This is a genomic window from Mucilaginibacter boryungensis, from assembly GCF_015221995.1.
In the GTDB taxonomy this organism is placed as follows: domain Bacteria; phylum Bacteroidota; class Bacteroidia; order Sphingobacteriales; family Sphingobacteriaceae; genus Mucilaginibacter; species Mucilaginibacter boryungensis.
This window is the reverse complement of sequence record NZ_JADFFM010000002.1, coordinates 248,298-268,263: the sequence shown is the minus strand read 5'-3', so window position 1 is coordinate 268,263 and position 19,966 is coordinate 248,298. Positions and strand designations below refer to the sequence as shown.

At 42.6% G+C, this 19,966-nt stretch carries 20 protein-coding genes; 8 read left to right on the top strand and 12 right to left on the bottom strand.

The window, feature by feature from the left end:
• The first annotated feature begins 1 nt into the window (after position 1).
• Genes IRJ18_RS14030 through IRJ18_RS14015 form a run of 4 tightly spaced genes read left to right on the top strand, consistent with a single transcriptional unit; the run spans position 2 to position 2,234 of the window.
• The gene (locus IRJ18_RS14030) at positions 2–277 is read left to right on the top strand and encodes a hypothetical protein (protein ID WP_194106950.1); all 276 of its coding nucleotides are present in this window, start codon (positions 2–4) and stop codon (positions 275–277) included.
• 39 nt (positions 278–316) lie between these two features.
• Positions 317–724, top strand: coding sequence for a DUF983 domain-containing protein (locus IRJ18_RS14025; protein WP_194106949.1), 408 nt, complete (start codon positions 317–319; stop codon positions 722–724).
• Positions 702–1,364 (top strand): DUF2461 domain-containing protein, encoded by a 663-nt coding sequence (locus tag IRJ18_RS14020; RefSeq protein WP_194106948.1) that lies wholly within the window; start codon positions 702–704, stop codon positions 1,362–1,364. The genes IRJ18_RS14025 and IRJ18_RS14020 overlap by 23 nt, the downstream gene beginning before the upstream one ends.
• Positions 1,365–1,385: 21 nt before the next feature.
• Positions 1,386–2,234 carry an OmpA/MotB family protein gene (locus IRJ18_RS14015; protein WP_194106947.1) on the top strand — a complete coding sequence of 283 codons (849 nt, stop codon included), beginning with the start codon at positions 1,386–1,388 and terminating at the stop codon, positions 2,232–2,234.
• 90 nt (positions 2,235–2,324) lie between these two features.
• Here IRJ18_RS14015 and rfbC read toward each other — a convergent pair whose 3' ends face one another.
• Genes rfbC through IRJ18_RS14000 form a run of 3 tightly spaced genes read right to left on the bottom strand, consistent with a single transcriptional unit; the run spans position 2,325 to position 5,014 of the window.
• Positions 2,325–2,873: a dTDP-4-dehydrorhamnose 3,5-epimerase gene (rfbC, locus tag IRJ18_RS14010; RefSeq protein ID WP_194106946.1), complete on the bottom strand. Its 549-nt coding sequence runs from the start codon at positions 2,871–2,873 to the stop codon at positions 2,325–2,327.
• Positions 2,870–3,178, bottom strand: a complete 309-nt coding sequence (locus IRJ18_RS14005) for a DUF4286 family protein (protein ID WP_194106945.1) — start codon at positions 3,176–3,178, stop codon at positions 2,870–2,872. Before IRJ18_RS14005 ends, rfbC begins: the two co-directional genes overlap by 4 nt.
• A gap of 21 nt (positions 3,179–3,199) precedes the next feature.
• Positions 3,200–5,014, bottom strand: coding sequence for a tetratricopeptide repeat protein (locus IRJ18_RS14000; protein ID WP_194106944.1), 1,815 nt, complete (start codon positions 5,012–5,014; stop codon positions 3,200–3,202).
• A 148-nt stretch (positions 5,015–5,162) separates the two neighbouring features.
• Here IRJ18_RS14000 and IRJ18_RS21225 point away from each other — a divergent pair, with 148 nt between their 5' ends.
• The 3 genes from IRJ18_RS21225 to IRJ18_RS13985 are packed head-to-tail and all read left to right on the top strand — an operon-like array spanning position 5,163 to position 9,409.
• Entirely contained in the window at positions 5,163–7,064 is a 1,902-nt protein-coding gene (locus tag IRJ18_RS21225) for a S9 family peptidase (protein WP_194106943.1), read from the top strand.
• A gap of 11 nt (positions 7,065–7,075) precedes the next feature.
• A complete protein-coding gene (locus IRJ18_RS13990; RefSeq protein ID WP_194106942.1) occupies positions 7,076–8,719 on the top strand; it encodes a sensor histidine kinase in 1,644 nt (547 codons plus the stop codon).
• 3 nt (positions 8,720–8,722) lie between these two features.
• Positions 8,723–9,409 carry a response regulator transcription factor gene (locus IRJ18_RS13985; RefSeq protein WP_194106941.1) on the top strand — a complete coding sequence of 229 codons (687 nt, stop codon included), beginning with the start codon at positions 8,723–8,725 and terminating at the stop codon, positions 9,407–9,409.
• A gap of 91 nt (positions 9,410–9,500) precedes the next feature.
• On the opposite strand, the gene IRJ18_RS13980 is transcribed toward IRJ18_RS13985, so the two are convergent.
• The 6 genes from IRJ18_RS13980 to IRJ18_RS13955 all read right to left on the bottom strand — a co-directional run bounded on the left by IRJ18_RS13980 (position 9,501) and on the right by IRJ18_RS13955 (position 16,065).
• Positions 9,501–10,118, bottom strand: coding sequence for a class I SAM-dependent methyltransferase (locus tag IRJ18_RS13980; RefSeq protein WP_194106940.1), 618 nt, complete (start codon positions 10,116–10,118; stop codon positions 9,501–9,503).
• A gap of 1 nt (position 10,119) precedes the next feature.
• Positions 10,120–11,001, bottom strand: coding sequence for a UbiA family prenyltransferase (locus IRJ18_RS13975; RefSeq protein ID WP_228072865.1), 882 nt, complete (start codon positions 10,999–11,001; stop codon positions 10,120–10,122).
• Positions 11,002–11,030: 29 nt separating this feature from the next.
• Positions 11,031–12,320 carry a metallophosphoesterase gene (locus IRJ18_RS13970; RefSeq protein WP_194106939.1) on the bottom strand — a complete coding sequence of 430 codons (1,290 nt, stop codon included), beginning with the start codon at positions 12,318–12,320 and terminating at the stop codon, positions 11,031–11,033.
• Positions 12,321–12,335: 15 nt separating this feature from the next.
• Positions 12,336–13,844, bottom strand: coding sequence for a sigma 54-interacting transcriptional regulator (locus tag IRJ18_RS13965; protein WP_194106938.1), 1,509 nt, complete (start codon positions 13,842–13,844; stop codon positions 12,336–12,338).
• Positions 13,845–13,932: 88 nt separating this feature from the next.
• Complete coding sequence (locus tag IRJ18_RS13960; protein ID WP_194106937.1) at positions 13,933–15,030, bottom strand: vWA domain-containing protein; 1,098 nt, start codon at positions 15,028–15,030, stop codon at positions 13,933–13,935.
• Between the two features lie 165 nt (positions 15,031–15,195).
• The gene (locus IRJ18_RS13955) at positions 15,196–16,065 is read right to left on the bottom strand and encodes a carbohydrate kinase family protein (RefSeq protein WP_194106936.1); all 870 of its coding nucleotides are present in this window, start codon (positions 16,063–16,065) and stop codon (positions 15,196–15,198) included.
• A gap of 204 nt (positions 16,066–16,269) precedes the next feature.
• Here IRJ18_RS13955 and IRJ18_RS13950 point away from each other — a divergent pair, with 204 nt between their 5' ends.
• Entirely contained in the window at positions 16,270–16,686 is a 417-nt protein-coding gene (locus tag IRJ18_RS13950; protein ID WP_194106935.1) for a hypothetical protein, read from the top strand.
• A gap of 162 nt (positions 16,687–16,848) precedes the next feature.
• Here IRJ18_RS13950 and IRJ18_RS13945 read toward each other — a convergent pair whose 3' ends face one another.
• The 3 genes from IRJ18_RS13945 to IRJ18_RS13935 all read right to left on the bottom strand — a co-directional run bounded on the left by IRJ18_RS13945 (position 16,849) and on the right by IRJ18_RS13935 (position 19,929).
• Positions 16,849–17,724, bottom strand: coding sequence for a cupin-like domain-containing protein (locus tag IRJ18_RS13945; RefSeq protein WP_194106934.1), 876 nt, complete (start codon positions 17,722–17,724; stop codon positions 16,849–16,851).
• 182 nt (positions 17,725–17,906) lie between these two features.
• Complete coding sequence (locus IRJ18_RS13940; protein ID WP_194106933.1) at positions 17,907–18,455, bottom strand: fasciclin domain-containing protein; 549 nt, start codon at positions 18,453–18,455, stop codon at positions 17,907–17,909.
• 265 nt (positions 18,456–18,720) lie between these two features.
• Entirely contained in the window at positions 18,721–19,929 is a 1,209-nt protein-coding gene (locus tag IRJ18_RS13935) for a threonine synthase (protein ID WP_194106932.1), read from the bottom strand.
• Positions 19,930–19,966: the final 37 nt, after the last annotated feature.

Here is a 19,966-nt window from a genome sequence, read left to right as displayed (position 1 = left end):
CATGAAGGGCCTGAGATTGTTTTTAACCATTTTTGTATTCGCGGTAATATTTTGCAGTGTTAAAACTGCTAATGCGCAGTGTGCGCAATGTGCCGCCACTGTCGAAACTAATAACAAAAGTGGTGCAAGTACTACCCGTGGTTTAAACAATGGTATTTTGTTTTTGCTGGCAGCCCCTTATTTGGCTGTAGGCATTGCAGGGTATGTGTGGTATAGGAAGTATCGCCGCAAAAACGTGAATATAAAAATGCGCGGCGAAAAGCTGCATTTGAATTAGAAAATAGGCCTGCTATTGCAGGCTTTTATATAAAGTACAATGGCCGAAACACCAAAATCATGGGCAATGCTGCACGGCAAATGCCCGCGCTGCCGCCGTGGCAATATGTTTGTAGGCGCCACTTATAGTTGGAAGGGTAACCAAATGCACGAAAAATGCCCGCAATGCAACCTGACTTTTGAGATTGAACCCGGTTATTTTTATGCGGCTATGTATGTAAGTTATGCCATGAATGTAGCCGAGGCAGTTACACTTGCTGTAGCCACTTATATGTTTAGTCACAACATGGATTCGCCATGGCTTTATTTGAGTATAATTTTAGGTGGCTGTATTTTGCTGGCGCCCTTTAATTATCGATATTCGCGCATATTAATGTTATACTGGCTGTCGCCGAAAATACATTACCAGCCATATTTAGATACCGATGATCAGCAAAAGCACGCTTGACTTTATAGGAAACCTGAAGGAAAATAATAACCGCGATTGGTTTTTAGATCATAAAGACGACTACGAGGCCGCCCGCGAAAACATCAGTGATTTTACAGCCGCAGTACTAAAAGAATTAAGCCAGATAGACCCACTGGTTGACGCCCATACCGATCCTAAAAAATGTATGATGCGCATTTACCGCGATGTGCGCTTCAGTAAAGATAAAACCCCATATAAAAGCTGGTTTGGGATACATAAATTCAGCCAGGGCAGATACGCCGGCGGGACAGGTTACTATATCCATATAGAGCCTGGCCATTCGTTTGTTGGCGGCGGTAACTGGATGCCCGAAGGCGACCATCTGAAAGCCATTAGACAAGAGATAGATTATAATGCTGCCGAGTTTAAAGCCATCATTGACGCGCCCTCATTTAAAAAAGTATTTGGCGAATTCCGTGATCAGGAGCAACTGAAAACCATCCCTAAAGGCTATGAACCGGATAATGAAAATATTGACCTGCTGAAATTGAAAAGCTTTGCGGCGATGCACCAAATTTCCGATGCCGATTTGATGAAGAAGGATGTAGCCGTACGTGTAGGCAAAGTATTTAAAGAACTATACCCGCTGCTTGGTTTTATCCAAAACGCGTTAACCTGATAATTAAACCCAATCCATACCATGAAAATAAAATATTTGTTATTTGCCCTTATTGTGGGTGTCGTGCTGCAATCGTGCGTAGTAATGTCGCCTAAAAAGTATAAAGCCTTACTGGCCGAACGCGATTCGCTGTCTTCGCGTACCTTGAGTTTGGAGGGCGAGCGTACACGTTTGCAAAGCGATACCGCGAGGCTGCACCACGAGATAGCCGAATTGAAAAAGAATTATAACGATTTGAATGAGAACTATAACGTGGCCAATAAAAACCTGGGCGAGTTAAATAATAAGCTGAACAGCACTTCATCAAGGGTAAGCCAGTTATCCGGCGATCTGGCCAAACGTGAGGCGCGTTTAAAAGAGGTAGAGGATATTTTGCGTAAACGCGATGAGGCTACCAACGCGCTGAAGGAAAAACTACAAAAAGCGTTGTTAGGCTTTACCCAAAATGGCCTTTCGGTTGATATTCGCAATGGCAAGGTGTACGTTTCGCTAACCGATAAGCTACTATTTCCTTCGGGCAGTATTGTGATTGACGAAAAAGGAAAACAGGCCTTAAAACAGCTGGCAGCGGTGTTAAATAAAGAACCTGATATTAATATGGCGGTTGAAGGTCACACCGATAATAAAAAAGTGAAAAACCTGGGCCAGATAAAAGATAACTGGGACCTGAGCGTATTACGCGCAACTTCGGTAACCCGCTATTTAACTGAAGAGGAAAAGATAGATCCAAAACGACTGACCGCTACCGGGAAAAGCGAGTATCAGCCGATTGATAACGGGAATACTCCGGAAGCATTAGCCAAAAACCGCCGCATTGAAATTGTGCTTTCGCCTAAACTGGACGAATTGTATAACTTGATTACGAAGTAACTCTGATATACTTTATTGCGGGCAATATATTAAAAGGGGGATGAGTGTTTACTCATCCCCCTTTTTAATTCCCACTAATGACTAATCAGTTTAAAAAGGACTTACAAAATCCTTAAATGCTGGTAATACTTCGTCTTTTGGTGAGATAATAGCTTCCCTTTCATCTATGCCCCAGCCAATGGCTAAGGCAGGGTCGTTCCATATTACGCCAATCTCTGATGCTTTATCGTAAACGTTGGTAACCTTATAGGTAAAAATGGTATCGTCTTCAAGCGTTACAAATCCGTGCAGGAAGCCTGGCGGTACCCAAAATTGTAAATGGTTTTCGCCGCTTAATTCAATGCTTACATGCTGGCCGTAAGTAGGCGAGTTTTTGCGGATATCAACCGCTACATCTAAAACCCGGCCTTGTATCACCCTCACCAATTTACCTTGTGCAAACGGATCGGCTTGCCCGTGTAAGCCGCGTAGCGCGCCTTTTTGCGAGAACGATTGATTGTCCTGTACAAAATCAGCCGTGATGCCAGCTTCATGGTATTTTGGCTTGTTATAGCTTTCGTAGAAATAGCCGCGATCATCTGGAAATATACGTGGCTCTATAATTAGCAATCCTTCAATTGCGGTGGTAGTTACTTTCATTTTTCTCCAATAAGTTCCATCAGGGTGTTAAACAACACAAATCTATTCTCAAACTTTTGATTATGTAACTGGTGGAACCAGTTTAAATGCTTGTTTTTAAAATAGGTGTAATCTTCGCGTTTATCGGTAAGGAATTGCACACAATAGGTTACCCCTTCATTAGGTGAATCGAGCACGCTTAATATTTTGTATGATTTGAACCAGCCGGTCTTCATAATAGCGGGGATCTGGTTGGTCTGCATCCAGTCCAGCCATTCCTCGCGGATGCCTTCGTCCATTACATACGTTTCGTTGTAGATAATCATCAGGCAAAAATAGTCATTTTATCATGACTGACCATCCAATTTATCACCCCTTAATATCCTGAAACGTTTGCGTGCCTCGTTTATATACAGGCTGCCCGGATAATCGGTTATGATCTTTTGGTAATAGGTTTTAGCCTTCTCTTTATCCTGTAACTGGTTCTCGTAAATATCGCCTAGCATAAAAACAGCATCGTCCGCCCAAAGGTCAAATTTATGCTCGTCGGCTATTGTTTTTAACAGTGGTATTGCTCCGTTATAATCTTTTTGCTGGATGAGTATACGTGCTTTGGACATCAAAATATCATCGGCCAGGGAATTGTTCGGGAATTTTTTATCAATACTATCCAGCGTCATTACCGCTTTTTCAGGTTGCTCCTTAAATATCCATAGATCGGCCCGTGCATACATTTTTAGTGCCCCCCCGGTACTGTCCTCGGCCAGGTTGTCTTTAATCAGCAACGATAGGTTCAATGCATCGTTAGCTATTAACTGGGTAGTAGCGGCTTTTAATACATCAAGCTGCCCTTTGGCCCAGGTAAAATCGCCCGAATAATAGGCTAATTTAGCATTACGGAGTTTTGCATCCTGGGTAATCGTAACATCGCCATTAGCTTTTTCAACCTGACTATAAAGCAGGGTAGCCTCCCACGGCTGGTTGCTCATCACATAAACATCCCCTAAATCAAGCTTGCATGATAACAGCATGCCGGTATTTAGGTTGGGGATTTTAATAATATCTTCCAGTAACTTTTGCGCTTCGGCAAATTTATGCAGTTTAAATGCCTGTAAACGGGCAAGTTTTTGCATAGCAAAGGCGGTACTTGCGCTTCGGCCAAATTCGGTTAGCAGGTCAAGATAGTCTTTCTCCAACCCCTCAAGATCGGCCTGAGTATATTTGTTAGCCGTAATTTTTAAATTTTTGGTATTGATCAGCTCAACCTTGGCACTTACATACATTTGCTGATCTTTAGTACCCTTACCTATCAGGTATTCATACCCGCGGATAGCTTCATCATAGGCTCCATTGGCCGTAAGCGTTTGGCATAGCTCAAATATGCTGTTACCGTCATCGTTGCGGCGACGGCTTAACGCCAGCGCCTGGTTCAGTGCCTGTTCAAAATCTTTTTGCTGCAGGTATTGCCAGGTCAGTAATTCGGGATAGACAAACTGTTGTGGGTCTTGCTGTATACGTTTTAATATTTCGGTGCGCAATAAATCATAATCTGCCGAACCATCTAATACAGCCGACATGGTATTCTCGGCTGCGTTTATATAACCAGGGTTACGTGGTAAAAAGTTAAGATATTCGTTTATCAGCGCAGCCTTTTCGTGCTTGTAGCGGTACAAGCTGATCAGTTCCATGGCAAAAGCCATTTCGTTATGCAGGTTTTTACGTCCTTGCAAAAATATTCGTATAGCTATATCTGTATTCTCGGCCTGGTAAAACTGGGTGGCGAGGCTCACAATACTATTATAGTCGCCGGGAAGGTTTTTTAACAGATCATTATAAACGTTCTCGGCTTTATCGGCATGGCCTTCTTCGCGATAAACTTTGCCAAGGGCTATGGCATATTGAAAGTCGCCGGGATGCTTTTTTACCATTTTTTTGGCAATGCTTTCGGCCTCATCCAGTTTCTTTAAGTTAAGCAGGCTATTAAAATAGTTAGGAAAGTAGGCATCGGCGTTCTGCTTGTATAAACGCCGGTATATTTCAAGCGCTTTTGGCTCCTCACCGTTGGCGCTGAATTGCTGTGCCAGTTGCAGGTCGGTGTTTTGTGCCAGCAGCCGCGTGCAGTTTATAAAAAGCAGAAAAAAAAAGGTTTTAAAATATTTCATTCAAATCAAAAATAATTAATAAAAGCCATTATTTTAGCCTGCAATCTATATAAATAGTATAACGGAATAAACGGGTAAAATTGTAGTGACATGTTGTTTCGATTAAAGTATTTATCTAATTTGACCTGGTTAATAAAGAGAGCGCTAAGTGTATCATCGAATCAAGTATAAACCTTTCGCGGTTATTATTTTACTGGTTTTTGCTTTACAAGCCTGCAAGCAACAGCAGGTGAGGGAAATACCCGTCCGTGATTTTTTTAAGACACCCGAAAAAAGCTCATTTAAGATCTCCCCCGACGGAAAGTACATATCATACCTAAAGCCTTTTAAAGAAAAGCAAAACCTGTTTGTTCAGGATCTTAGCAATGGTAAGGAACGCCGTGTAACATCGTTTACCGACTATGCTGTGCGCCGGGATTATGCCTGGACAATTAACGATCAATTGGTGTTCTCGCAGGACCTGATCTCCTTTAAACAAATTAAACTTTATGCGCTTAATCTGGCTACTATGCAAATGCGCACCCTGCTGTCGCAGGATAAAGCCAGCATGCAACTGATACTGACAAAGAACAAACAGCAGCCGGATGTGATCACCATCAGCATGAATAAGCGCGACTCGGCTACATTTGATATTTATCGTTTGAATATCCGCACCGGCGAGTTGAAAACATATGTGATAAACCCGGGTAATATTACCGATTGGTTTCCCGATCCGGATGGAAAGATACGCCTGGCAAAATCATCAGATGGAGTAGATGAATCCATTCTTTACCGCGCCAATGATTTCGCATCTTTTAAGCCCATTATTAAAAATAATTTTAAAAATTCGGTACAGCCGATTGCTTTTACCGGCGATAAAAATTATTTCTACGCCGTATCAAATGTCAACCGCGACAAGAGCGCCCTGGTGAAAATAAATGCCGAGAACAGCAAGGATGAGACAGTAGTGTTTGCCAGTGACAAAGCAGATATATCCGACGTTGGCTATGCAAAATATAAACACCGTATCGAATCGGTTAGCTGGGAGGGCGCTAAGCAGCAAACCCACTTTTTAGATAAAGATATTGAACATATTTATAACGATTTAAGCAACCAGCTAAAGGGTAGTAAGATCAGGATAACTGATCGTGATAGTGCAGAAAAGAAATTCATTATCAATACCTATACCGACCGCGATCCCGGATCATATTATCTATGCGAACCGGCTATTAAAAAGCTGACCAAAATTGGAGAGACTAACCCCGGTATTAGTCCTGATGAATTGTGCGCGATGCAGCCCATAGCATTTAAGGCTCGCGACGGCATGCTGATAAACGGTTATTTAACCCTGCCCCAAAATAAAGATAAAACCAATTTACCGGTTGTGGTATTACCGCATGATGGCCCATGGAACCGTGATAGCTGGCGTTATAGCAGCGAAGTGCAGTTTTTAGCCAATCGTGGTTATGCGGTATTTCAGGTGAATTACCGTGGCTCTACAGGATATGGTAAGGCCTTTTATAGCGCGGGCTTTAAACAGGTAGGCGGTAAGATACAGGACGATATTACCGATGGCGTGAAATGGCTGATAGCCCAGAAGATTGCCAACCCCAAAAAAATAGCCATTATGGGTGGTGGTTTTGGAGGTTTCTCGGCTTTATATGGTGCATCATTCCATCCCGAACTATACAATTGCGTTATAGTGCAGCACGCGCTTATTAACTTTTTCACTTACATGAAAGATGTGCCGCCGTTTTTTAAATCGCGTATACAAATGATGTATGAAAAGGTAGGGAACCCCGAAACAGATGCCAACCAATTCAGGGCTATTTCGCCGGTATTCCACCCTGACAAGATCAAACTACCTTTATTAATTATACAGGGCGGACGAGACCCCAGGGCAAACATTAGCGAGATAAAACAATTTGTAAGTGAATTGCAGCACCGAAAAGTGCCGGTAACCTTTATGTTCAAGGAAAACGAAAAAGCGTTTTTTAGTGAACGAAACCGTATGCTGATGTACACCGAGATTGAAAAGTTCCTGGATAATAATATGCGGGTTAAACCGTAGGTTTGTTAGGCATGCAGGTTACTCAAAACGTTTACCGGAAAAATCTTTTACTGATCAGCGCTTTTTTGATCATGATTTCGGTAACGCTGGTTGTTGCCCTTATTATTACTTACGACTTTACTTCCAAATACGTTTTGAATGAGTTTTACTCGCAAAAGAGCGATATTATGGAGCAAACCACTAAGCCGTATGCCGATTTTTTTCAAAACAGGATACCGCAAATAACCTCTTACAACGGCTTTCTCGATTCGGCCTCGGCCGCCAGCTATGCATCGGACGTGTTTAACGATTACCCCTTCGTGAAAAAAATAGTTTTTTACGACATAGCCATAGGTAACCAAACAGCCCAGCATACCAAAGGCAAACTGGGTATTGCTGCAAAAGCGGTTTATCAATATACCCAAAATGATGGGGTTACTAGTGGTATCCGCAAATATGGCACCGCTGAAGAAGGCGATTTTAAGCTGATGGTAGACAAGCTAAGCAATTACATAGCTGCTGCTGATACTACCCGTGGCCCAACCGGCGATGAGCTGTTTAAAACGTTTTACGATATTAAACCGGGTAAGATCAGCTATATGAATATCCCCCGGGCGGCCGAAATCAGGACTTATCGTGAACTACAGCGCAGCGGGCGCCCATCAACCTTTTCAAGGCAAAATATGATGACCTTTTTCCTTGATCCTTACCAACTCGATGTAACCAACATCCATAAGGAATTATACAAGGATATATCCATACAGCCGGTAGTTTATGATCCCCTGGATAACAGCAGCGACAAACTTTTTACCGAGGCGGCCTTTCCGGGTGCTTTTGCAGATTATAAGCTGTATTTTAAATCGGATAAAAATTATTTGAACGATGAGATAAGGCGAAGGTTTATGCCAACTGCTGGAATTGTACTGCTGATCTATATTTTTTTGGTAGTGATAGGCTGGTTGATTTATCGTAACCTGAATATTAATATAAAGCTATTTAAGCTGCAATACGATTTCATTAACAATTTTACCCACGAATTCAAAACTCCGGTGAGCGTAATAAAAATTGCCGGATCGAACCTGCGTAGCGAGGCTGAACTAACCGAGCGCCAACGGAAACATTACGGTAAAATATTAGACGAGGAAGCCGATAAATTAAACGATTTAATGAACAAACTGCTATCGTTCACGCAGATAGAGAACCGGTCGATTAAGATAAAAGAGGAAGAAATAGATTTAGAAGATTTTGTGATGAAGTATGTGGATACCTTCAGTATAAAACATCCCGACCTCAAATTAACCTATAAAATTCAGCCTGGGATAAAAACCCTTTATACCGACCCGGTGTTGCTGGGCAGTATATTCCAAAACCTGATAGAGAATGCTTACAAATATTCGCACCCGGATAAAAAGGAAGTTTTGATCACTATTTTGACAGAGAAGCGAAATATTGTATTTTCATTTGCTGATAAAGGTATCGGTATACCCAAAAGTGAAATTTCTAACGTATTTAAAAAGTTTTACCGTATAGAAAATAAATATAACCAAAATGGTAGTGTTGGCCTTGGTTTGGCATTCTGCAAAGAACTGGCTAATTTTATGGACGGACAGATTACCGTTAAAAGCAAGGTAAATGAAGGATCGGAGTTTATTGTAACGCTCCCTTATGAAAATTAAACTATGAACAAAGAAATAAAAATTGCCCTGGTTGAAGATGATGAAAACCTTCGTTTCCTGGTAGCCGAACGCTTACATACTGAAGGTTATAAAGTATTTGAAGCAGCCAATGGCGATGAAGCCGAAAAAATGATAATAGCCGAGCAGCCCGATATTGTATTACTGGATTGGATGCTGCCTGGCAAACAAGGCTCGGATGTATGCGCAAGCATACGCGAGCGGGGTTTTGACAAGCTGATTATTATGATGACGGCCAAGGCGCAGGATATTGATAAGATAGAAGCCTATAACTTTGGCGTATCTGATTATATTACCAAGCCATACAACATGGATGTACTGGTGGCGCTGATTGACAACAAGATCAAATTCTCGCTGAATAGTGAAAAGTCAGAATCGTACAAGTTTGCAAATATGGAACATCAGCCTAATACCCATATCCTGATAAAGGACGGGAAAAAAGTGGAACTGACCATATTGGAGAACCGCATATTACTATATTTCCTGAAGAATAAAAACAAGGTAATTAACCGCGAAGAACTGATGATGGAAGTATGGGGTTACAACGCCGATGTAAACACCCGCACGCTGGATATGCACATTGTGCGCCTGCGTAAAAAGATAGAGGATAACCCTGATTCACCTAAATATCTGCAAACGGTGAGAGGTATTGGGTATAAGTTTGCGCTGTAGTATTGCTCACTCCGTCATGCCGAACTTGTTTCGGCATCCCATCATAAAGGCCACTTAGCAAGTGGGATCCCGAAACAAGTTCGGGATGACGCTATTTCTTATATATTGTCGCCGCAACAAATTCCCTAAAAAAGGTTTGCTCATCAATAGTTAGGTAGCCATAATCAGCAAAATGCTTTTTAATTAAAGGCAGGTCAACGTTCTCAACGCAACCAATCGTTTTGAAAAATAAATACATGCTTTTTAACAATAGTGGCTGCCACCATTTGTCGGTTAGCTGGAAATCTGTGTTGAGCCACAGGCCCGCTGGTTTTAGCAATTGATGAAGATGTCTAAATACTTCATCAAAACTAACTGGTGGGATACTGTCCAATAAAAATGGGGTGATAATTACATCAAAACCTGATGATAAAATAGCCGCCTCAATAGGGGAGTTAACGTAGGTGATTATGTTTTTCCCCACATTGCGTTTCCTGGCCTGCGCCATCATCTTTTCAGATATTTCTACATAACTGATATGCAAACCTGAGGGATGAACTTTAGCAATTTCTTCGAGCAGCCAGCCTGTACCACCACCAGCTATTAAAACATTAGCATTTGCCGGGATATAGTGTAGGAAATGCGTTTGTGCCTTAACTAAAGCATCGCCATAAATCATCCGCGAAAGACGGTCGTAAAACCAGGCGGCGTTATTGTAATTAGATGACAACTTATTTAAATATGAGATTAAAAGCTACTAATATCAGGTACTGTAAAATCAGCACGCCGTCCATATACAGGAAATAGTAATACTCATCCTTTTCCCATTTTGATTTAAAGATGAGCCAACCGGTTAGAATAATAGTAGACGCCAGCGCTGCAAAATCGAGCGTAAAGCCGTTATTCCTAAACATAAAAAGCAGTACAAGGTAACCCGCCAGCAGGAACTGGCAAAACAGGTAGGCGTTCTTTTCGCCCCAGGCCACCGGGATGGTTTTAAGCCCTGTTTTCTGATCGTGAAAAAGATCGCGGATATCAAAGGGTATGGTAAGCGCACCAATAAACAAGAAGCGTTTTGCCAGCAATATGGTTGTATCGCGCATGTTAATGGTGGTTTGGTGCATATCCTGCGCTTCAAGCACAGGTAACAGTACACAACTCATAGTCCATACCAGGGTAATAAGAAATGGCTTTAAGCCAGGTATATGGCGCAAGCCGAATTTATGATCGCCTATACTAAATATCGGCATGCTGTAACCAACGCATAATACCGCTAAAAAAACAAGTAATATACGCGATTCGATAGAGATCAGAAAGAACAAAGGGATCAGCGCCAGCACGGAAACGATAGTAAACGTAACCATTAACCTGTGATGGGCGAAAAACCATCTGACACGGGCATGTATAGACTTTTGCGGCTGTTTGGGCTTACTAACAAGTATGCTGAAGTTATACTCGACCAAAGTGCCTGCGAACAATAAACCCAATACCGAATATACAGGCTTAGCGTCAATTAAATGAAAAGTGAGCAAGGCTTGTGCTACACCGCACAATGCCATAAAAACATTGCTGAAAAGAATAAAATCAAGAACCGGCTTAAACAGTTTTTTCATTTACTGGTAATGTACAGGCAGCTACCGGTTTATGCCTGGTTTTTTGATAAAGGATCGGCAGCTGATTTTAATGTAAATATCGTAATCTCCGGCAATATTCCAATTCGGCCGGGATACCCTACATAGCCAAAGCCTACATTTACATATATCTGCTGATGCGCTTCGCGGTACAGGCCTGCCCATTCCTGGTACAGATATTCAATTGGGCTCCATTGAAAACGCTCGGTTTGTACGCCAAACTGCATGCCGTGGGTATGCCCGGCAAAAACAGCGTCAATTTGCGGGTATTTAGCCACAACCTCTGCCCGCCAGTGCGAGGGGTCGTGCGATAGCAATAACTTTACAGGCAAGTCATCCGTGTTTTTAACCGCCTGGTCCATACGACCATATTTAGGAAAACGGCTAAGCTTACCCCAATTCTCGACACCCAAAATACCTATTTCCTCACCTTCAATTTTTAGCCGCCTGTTTTCGTTCAGCAGCAAATTCCAACCATAGTTTTTGTGGATCTGCAGCATATGCTCACGGTTTTTTTGGCGTGGCAGGCCGGTTAAATGTGAATAGTCGCCGTAATCATGGTTGCCCAGACATGAAAATACACCCAACGGCGCTTTAATGCCGGTAAAACAATCATAAACCGATTCAATATCCGATGCTTTATCGTTTACCAAATCACCAGTGAAGAATATCAGGTCGGGTTTTTCTTTCATCAGCATTTCAACTCCGCCGCGTATACGCACACGGTCCCTTTTATGGAAACTGCCCGAATGGATATCAGAAATTTGCCCCAGGCGTAACCCGTCAAATTTTTTAGGCAGATTAGGCAGGTATAGGTTAACCCGCTTAACGTGATAGTCAAATATACCAATGCGAGATGCCATACCTGCACCTAATCCAATAACTGGTATAGCCGTAGCGGCAATCCCGGCTTTCATTAAAAACTCTGAGCGACTAATGTTTAAATTGCCTTCGGTGTTTTCTTCCGCACGCGTTTGGGCTTTTGATTTTTTACTGGTTAAATTGATAATAAGCCTGCGGATATCATCAATTAGCATGAATGGTAAAAAACACAATTTTGCTACCTGGGCAACAAAAAAGAACATCATAAATGACGCACGAAATCCTACACTCAGCTTAAAATATACGCAGCACAATAATCCCGTTACCATCCCTACACAAAATACCCAATAAAAAATGTTGAAGTAGGGTTTACGGATGATGGCTATTTTTGCCAGCGCGGTACGAAGCCCATGCAGTAAATAAGCATCAATTAGTAGCAGTATCGCAGCAACAAAAATTAAAAACGCCGGGCCATGCATAGGAGTATCTGTTGTTTAATAGCGGTCATTATCCAGATCTAACTCATCGTCGTCATCGGGCTGCAAATTAAACAAACTGTCAAACATATCCGAGAAGGCGAAGCCATTATCCAGGAAGCCTTTATTCAACTGCGAAAATTCGGATAACCCGTGCAGGATAAACTCCATTAATAACAACTGCTGGTTTTCGCTCAGTTGCGGATGGAAAGCTTTCACCAGATCTTTTAACCCGGTTACCGAGTTCAGCGCTTTCTTATATTCCTGGAAAGGTAACCCATCAATAAGCGATAAGTTATTGGCATCGCTAAACCAGGCAATCACAGCGGCATAAGGATTTCCTTTTTTTGATTTTTTAGCTTTCTCAGGATCAGGAAAATATTGGAGCATGAGGCTCTTTATAGCTTTGCCTACCAATATGTTCGCTACTTTGGCGGGGCCTTCCAGTTCGCCCTCGTAAACCAGTTCTATTTTGCCCGTAATGGCCGGAATAACGCCCAGGAAATCGGAAATGCGCACAAACGTGCTCTTCTCCCCATTGATGATCATTCTGCGCTCAGCATTACTGATCAGGTTCTCGTAAGCAGATATAGTTAAACGGGCAGATACACCTGATTTTTTATCGATGTATTCCGAGTTGCGGGCTTCAAAAGCTATCTGTTCTACCAGGTCTTTTACCAGTCCATCCGCTTCAACAGTTTCGCGTTGTTGGGAAGTTAATGATGCCTCCTGCTGGGTTATCTTGCGCGAGATTTCAACCGAACGCGGATAATGGGTTAATATCTGGCTTTCTATACGGTCTTTCAACGGAGTTACAATAGAACCACGATTGGTGTAATCTTCGGGGTTGGCCGTAAATACAAATTGGATATCTAATGGCAAACGCAATTTAAAACCGCGTATCTGGATATCTTTTTCCTGTAAGATATTGAACAGCGATACCTGTATACGCGCCTGCAGATCGGGTAATTCGTTGATCACAAATATGCCGCGGTGTGCACGTGGTATCAGGCCAAAGTGCAGTACCCGCTCGTCTGAGTAGGTCAGTTTTAAGGTAGCCGCTTTTATCGGGTCAACGTCGCCAATCAGGTCGGCAACGGTAACATCCGGTGTGGCCAGTTTTTCGGTATAACGTTCATTGCGGTGCATCCAGGCAATAGGCGTGTTATCGCCATGTATCTCTATTTGATTATGGCCATACCACGAAATAGGCGCCAACGGATCATCGTACAGTTCCGACCCTTCAATATAAGGTACATACTCATCAAGCAGGTTAACCAGCAAGCGGGCTATACGCGTTTTAGCCTGGCCGCGTAGGCCCAGTAACAAAATATTATGGCGCGACAGGATAGCAGTTTGCAGATCGGGGATAACTGTATCCTCATAACCCACAATGCCTTCAAAGCCACCTTCGTGTTTTTGTAACTGTGCAATCAGGTTCTCGCGTAACTCATCTTTAACCGAGCGGCTGCGATAGCCGGTTTTCTTTAATTCGCCTAATGTTTTTATCGTTAGTAATTTACTCATGTCATTCGTTGATTTCACCGATTGGTTTCGATTCCATCGATGTCGTATTTTTTCATTTGCACATTTGCGTATATCCGCATCTGCACATTTACCTAACCGTCTTTCTACGGTTCCTGATATAGTCTTCAAAAATATATTCGCCCAACCCGTTTAGCGAGCTGTAGAACGCTTTGCCGCCGTTGGTTTCGGTAAACTTGCGGACAAACTGTTGCAGGTAGGGATCTTTAGCTATCATAAACGTGGTGATGGGTATTTTCAGGCGTTTACATTGTGCCGCCATGTTCAGTGTTTTATTCACCACCTTGCGGTCGAGCCCAATGCTGTTTTTATAATATTTGGTGCCCTCCTTTAAGCAGGTTGGCTTACCATCGGTGATCATAAATATTTGCTTGTTATGCGTTTTACGGCGGCGCAGCAAGTCGGTAGCTAATTCAAGCCCCGCGTAGGTATTGGTGTGGTAAGGGCCAACTTGCAGGTATGGTAAATCCTGTAAAGTTATCGGCCAGGCATCGTTACCAAACACTACAATATCTAAAGTATCCTTAGGATATTTGGTGCGGATAAGTTCCGCCAGCGCCATCGCTACTTTTTTAGCAGGGGTAATACGGTCTTCGCCGTATAAGATCATAGAGTGCGATATGTCTATCATCAACACGGTAGAGGTGAGGGTCTTGAAGTCCATTTCCTCTACTTCCAGGTCCTTCTCGGTCATCATAAAATCGCCGATGCCATGATTAACCTGCGCGTTATGGATAGACTGCGTCATATCTATCTGATCTAAGCTATCACCAAACTCAAATTCGCGGCGTTCGGCATTTTTCTCATCACCCTGACCCGACTGCGGCGAACGGTGATTGCCACGCCCTGATTTTTTTAACTTGCCAAATATTTCTTCAAGTGCCGACTGGCGGATGCTTTGCTCGGTTTTGGCCGTAATGCTGAAGTTGCCATTTTGATTGTCCTCGTTCAGATAACCTTTTTGCTTCAACTCGTCAATAAAATCACCCATGCCATAATCGTCATTGGTGAGGTTGTATTGCTTGTCCAGCTCGTTCATCCAGGCCAACGCTTCGCCTGCATCGCCGGCCGTATAGTTCAGCAATTCTAAAAATAGCTTTAATAATTCGTCAAAACCGCCTTTTTGAATTTGGCGGGGTATAAACTTCGAAAATTCGTAACCGCGCATGTAAGCCTTTCTTGTATAAAGGAACGGATATTTTTATTGAAAAGTTTGCTGCCTAAAGGGTAAAAGTTGAATTGTTAGGCAGATATGACAATCAGCCGAAGGCTTAAAGCCAAAAGCGTAAAGCCAAAGACAATTAAGAAGCTTTCAGCTTCAATCTTTTCGCTTTTAGTCCAATAGCCCTTTGGGGTAAACCGGGTTTGCTCCGCGCTGGGTAGTTACATAAGCGCTGATATGGCAGGCCTTAGCTAATATTTGCGGAATAGGTTGCCCTGCCAACATACCTGCAATAAATGTAGCCAGGAATGAGTCGCCGGCGCCCACAGTATCCACTGTTTCAACTTTAACACCCGGATGTTCATAAAACTGCTCATCGTGCCAAACCATAGCCCCTTCGGGGCCACGTGTAATAATAATGGTATGATTATGATACGTTTTTTGGAACTCAATAATTTTTTGCTGTAGCTTTTTGCCCCTGCCGCCCCCAATTAATAACGATGCCTCTGCTTCGTTCATTTTTATTACGTCTGCTGTAGCCGCCAGTAATTCAATAGTGGCCAGTTCATAATGCGGGTCGCGCAGGTTTACATCAAATATTTTGGTGGCATTGCTTTCTTCAAGCAGGGTTCGTAGTGTATTACGTGTTACATCGCCGCGGTTGGCCAAACTGCCGAATACAATAACATCGGTATTGTTAGCTGCGTTTATAAAGGCGTCGTCAACCTGGATATTGTCCCACGATACCGGTTTGGGGATAATGTAGCTGGCTTGTTTATTAGCATCTAATTCAACAGTAACCTCGCAAGTGGGTAATTTCTCGTCAACCTGTATCAGCTCGTCAAAATACAACCGCCTGTCCTGCAAATTCAATATCAACTCCCTGCCCGACCTATCGTTACCTACACGGCTGGCAAACTGGGCTTTTACGCCTTGTTGTATTAGGTGGTTAGCCACATTCATTGGTGCGCCGCCCGCCGTTTTCTCGTAACCGAACGCATCCCACAAGACCTCGCCAAAGCATAAAACCTGTTTTTCCATATGATGAAGTAAAGCTAAATGTTTTTGGTTAAATTAATGTTATACTTTGTACGGTTGCCGGGGTGAGTATAAAATCATGGTTTACATGGTTTACAAAATTTGGGCGTTTTTGTTATTTAATTAGCTGTTATTAAGATAATTAAGATTTTTTTAGACGAAAATGTGTAAACCATAAAAATGAAAGCTTTTACCTACTTTTGCTGCATGAAGATAGTTCCCTTTCAATCCGTTGGCGATTTAAATTTTACCGATACAAGGCAAATGCTGCGCGATAAAATTAACCAGGATTATCAAAGCGGTGCTGATGATTTTGAAGGGATAAAGGAGTATTATGACTTTTATCCGCAACGCGATATGCTGATCTATTTTGACGCTAATGATCGGGTAAATGCTTTCGAATTTTTCTCACCCGAACCGGAATTCAGGGACATAGATATGTTAGCCGAAACCTACACCAAACTAATTGAACTGTTTACGGTGTTTGATATGGAATTAATAGCGGATGATAGCGGTTTCGATTCCCCCACATTCGGTATCACCGTGCATGCGCCTTATGAAGATAGTAAAGACGATATGCCTGAATCGGTACTGGTATACCGCGAGGGATATTATGATGAATAGGTTCAGAGGGTTAAAATACCTCAGAGATCACCAAAATGTCATTTCGAACGAGCTGAAGCGGTTGTGTAAGGGGCGAGGAGAAATCTTATACACGTAAATAAGCATTATGCAGAAGATTTCTCCTCGTTCCTCGTTCGAAATGACAAAAGGAAACTTCAGACTTCAGACTTTCGACTTCAAACTTTTCTCCGCCCGTTTCACAGCCAGCTCTTCTTTCCAGTTCATATATTTCGCCCGGAAGTTCTTTTTCATAAAATCGTCAAATTTACGTTGGATGGTTAGATTATAAAGGCTTTTAGCTTTAATGCCCCATGATTTGTCCCAGGCGCGCAGCGAAATAGAGAACGAGCCATCCAGATATTTCATCCAATGCCAGTAGCCTGTAGGCATAAACAAGGTGTCGCCGTGTTCCAAAATAATTTCTTGCCCTTCTACGCCATTCAAGGCGGGGAATTTTTCAAAATCCGGCTGTTCAATATCATAATCCTCCAGCGCGTAAGTAGCGTACGGGATCTTATATAGTCGTTCGCTCCATTTGTTATCAAAAAGTATTACGTGTTTGCGCCCGTTGAAGTGGGTATGGAAGATATGCGCCAAATCAATATCATAATGTAAAAACGTGACTGAACCTGCGCCGCCGAAAAACATATTGGGGTATTTATCCAGGAAACCTCCCATTAAATCGGTAGGTGAACGATAATCGTCCAGCAAACCCGGCGCTTGTTTTATGGGATCGAACAAAAAGATACGCAGATCGGTAGGTTGCGACTGTATCAAGTCAATATAATCGGCAAACTTCATTTCAGATGCCGCCGCGTTGATAGGTTTTGATGGATCGGCTTTAGAGCTATCATACAGCGGTACAGTTTTATCGCCTACAACTTCTTTTAAATAATCGAAGGTCCATTTTTGCAGGGCGGGCCAGCTTTCAGTTGCTTTCCGTATAACCAGCGGTTTACGTGGCTCCAGATAATTTTTAACAAAATCATCTTTAGTGATATGGTCAACCCTATCAATTGATGTCAGCTTTAATGCCATAGTAATGTTAATTTAACGCTACAAAAATATTTGATATTGCCGGCCAGCAAAATGTAATATAGTTTTTGATGCCTGCCTGACAAACAAAAGTCCCGGCGCACTACACACCGGGACTTTTGACTGATGGCATACAGCATACCAATCACCAATCGTTGCCACTTTATATCGCGACTACCTGCAAATTATTTAGGCATTAATACGGTGTTAACCACATGTATCACCCCGTTCTTTTGGAATACATCGGCAATAGTGATCCACGATTTGCCGCCTTTTTCGTCAACCAGGTAAAGTTTTTTGCCTTGTTGCATTACCCATAATTTACCGCCCTGAACGGTAGTTAATTCGGTTTTGCCCATACCTGCTTTAACTTTAGCCATCAAATCTTCGGCACTTAAGCGACCGGCAATTACATGGTAAGTTAAAATTTTGGTCAATGTGCTTTTGTTTTCAGGTTTCAGCAGGGTCGGTACGGTTTCTTTTGGCAGCTTATTAAAAGCTTCGTTAGTTGGCGCAAAAACAGTGAATGGCCCAGCCCCTTTAAGGGTTTCAACAAGTCCGGCTGCTTTAACTGCAGCCACCAATGTGGTGTGATCTTTCGAGTTAACTGCATTATCAATAATATCCTTTGTGGGATACATGGCAGCGCCTCCAACCATTTTAGTTTGCGCATAAGTTTTAGGAGCAATCGCGATAGCTACTAAAGCAATTGTTGTGATAAATAATTTTTTCATTAGTGTATGTTTTTCTATTTGTAGCCATTAACGAGAATTTGATTTAGGCGGATTTTATAAAATATCGAACTTTAATTAAATAATTGATTTTTAAATTATTAGGTATTAATAATTCGTATAGCTAAATGGAGTAGCCTTGTTTTTTGGATAAAAACAACAGGGATAAACTAATAACTAAGTGTAACGAGTGCGGCAAAAAAAAACACCCGCCAAATAATTTGGCGGGTGCTCACATAACGTGTCTATTTAACTAAGTATGGGGTATTCAGGATAAATTCTCCAGGTATTTGTAACCGCTGCCGGTATTTAGCAGCAATACGGTTTGGCCATTGTGCAGCCAGCCTGTACTTTTTAATTGTTTAAACGCATGCCACAAAGCGGCGCCTTCGGGTGCTATCAGCATACCTTCATGGCAGGCTATTTCTTTTAAAGCTATGGCCATGTCAGCATCGCTTACGCTGATAGCGTTACCATGGCTTTTACGTAAAACTTTTAAAATAAGTTTGTCTGCATAAGGTTTTGGTACACGCAGCCCGTTTGCTATGGTAAAACCACCATCGGTAAACTCCGAAACATTCAATTCGGTGTGAAAGGCTTTTACTATACCATTGCAGCTATCAGATTGTACAGCCACCATTTTTGGCCTGTGGTTATCGATCCAGCCCAGGCACTCCATTTCGTCAAAAGCCTTCCATATCCCCAGCAAGCCTGTGCCGCCACCGGTAGGGTATAAAATGACATCGGGCAGTTGCCAGTTAAACTGCTCGGCAATTTCATAGCCCATGGTTTTCTTGCCTTCAAGGCGATAAGGTTCTTTTAAAGTTGATACCTCGAACCAGCCATTTTTAACAGCATCGGCATGGGCAAGTTTACCGCAATCGCTAATGCTGCCATCAACCTCTATCAGTTGTGCCCCATACAAACGGCATTCATCTTTAAATAGCTTAGGGGTAAGCGCTGGCATGTAAACCACTGCTTTTATATCCGCCCTTGCGGCATAAGCTGCCAAAGCACCGCCCGCGTTGCCGGCAGTTGGCGTAACTATCGTATCGATACCTAATTCCTTTGCTTTTGACACTGCCGCGCTGATGCCGCGGGCCTTAAACGAGCCAGTTGGGTTGCCTGATTCATCTTTCCAGTAAACCTGAATATCGCCTGCTATAGCTTGCAGGTTTTGTAAAGGCAGGATAGGGGTAAACCCTTCGCCCAGGGTAACAATATTTTCGGGTTCTGTCACCGGCATAAATTCGCGGTAACGCCACATATTAGCAGGGCGACCGATCAATATGTCTTTAGATAGCGCGTCGTCAAGGTTATATTCCGCAAAAAGCGACGAGTCACACTCGCCATTATTGCATACCGTTTGTACAACCGAAGCATCGTATATCTTACCACACTCGGGGCAGCGCAAATGCGTTAATAATGATTTAGATTCCAGGTCGAAAGGCGATAATAATGTATGGGCTGATATCATGGGGTATTAATTAAAATAATAATGGCAGTAAGAGTAC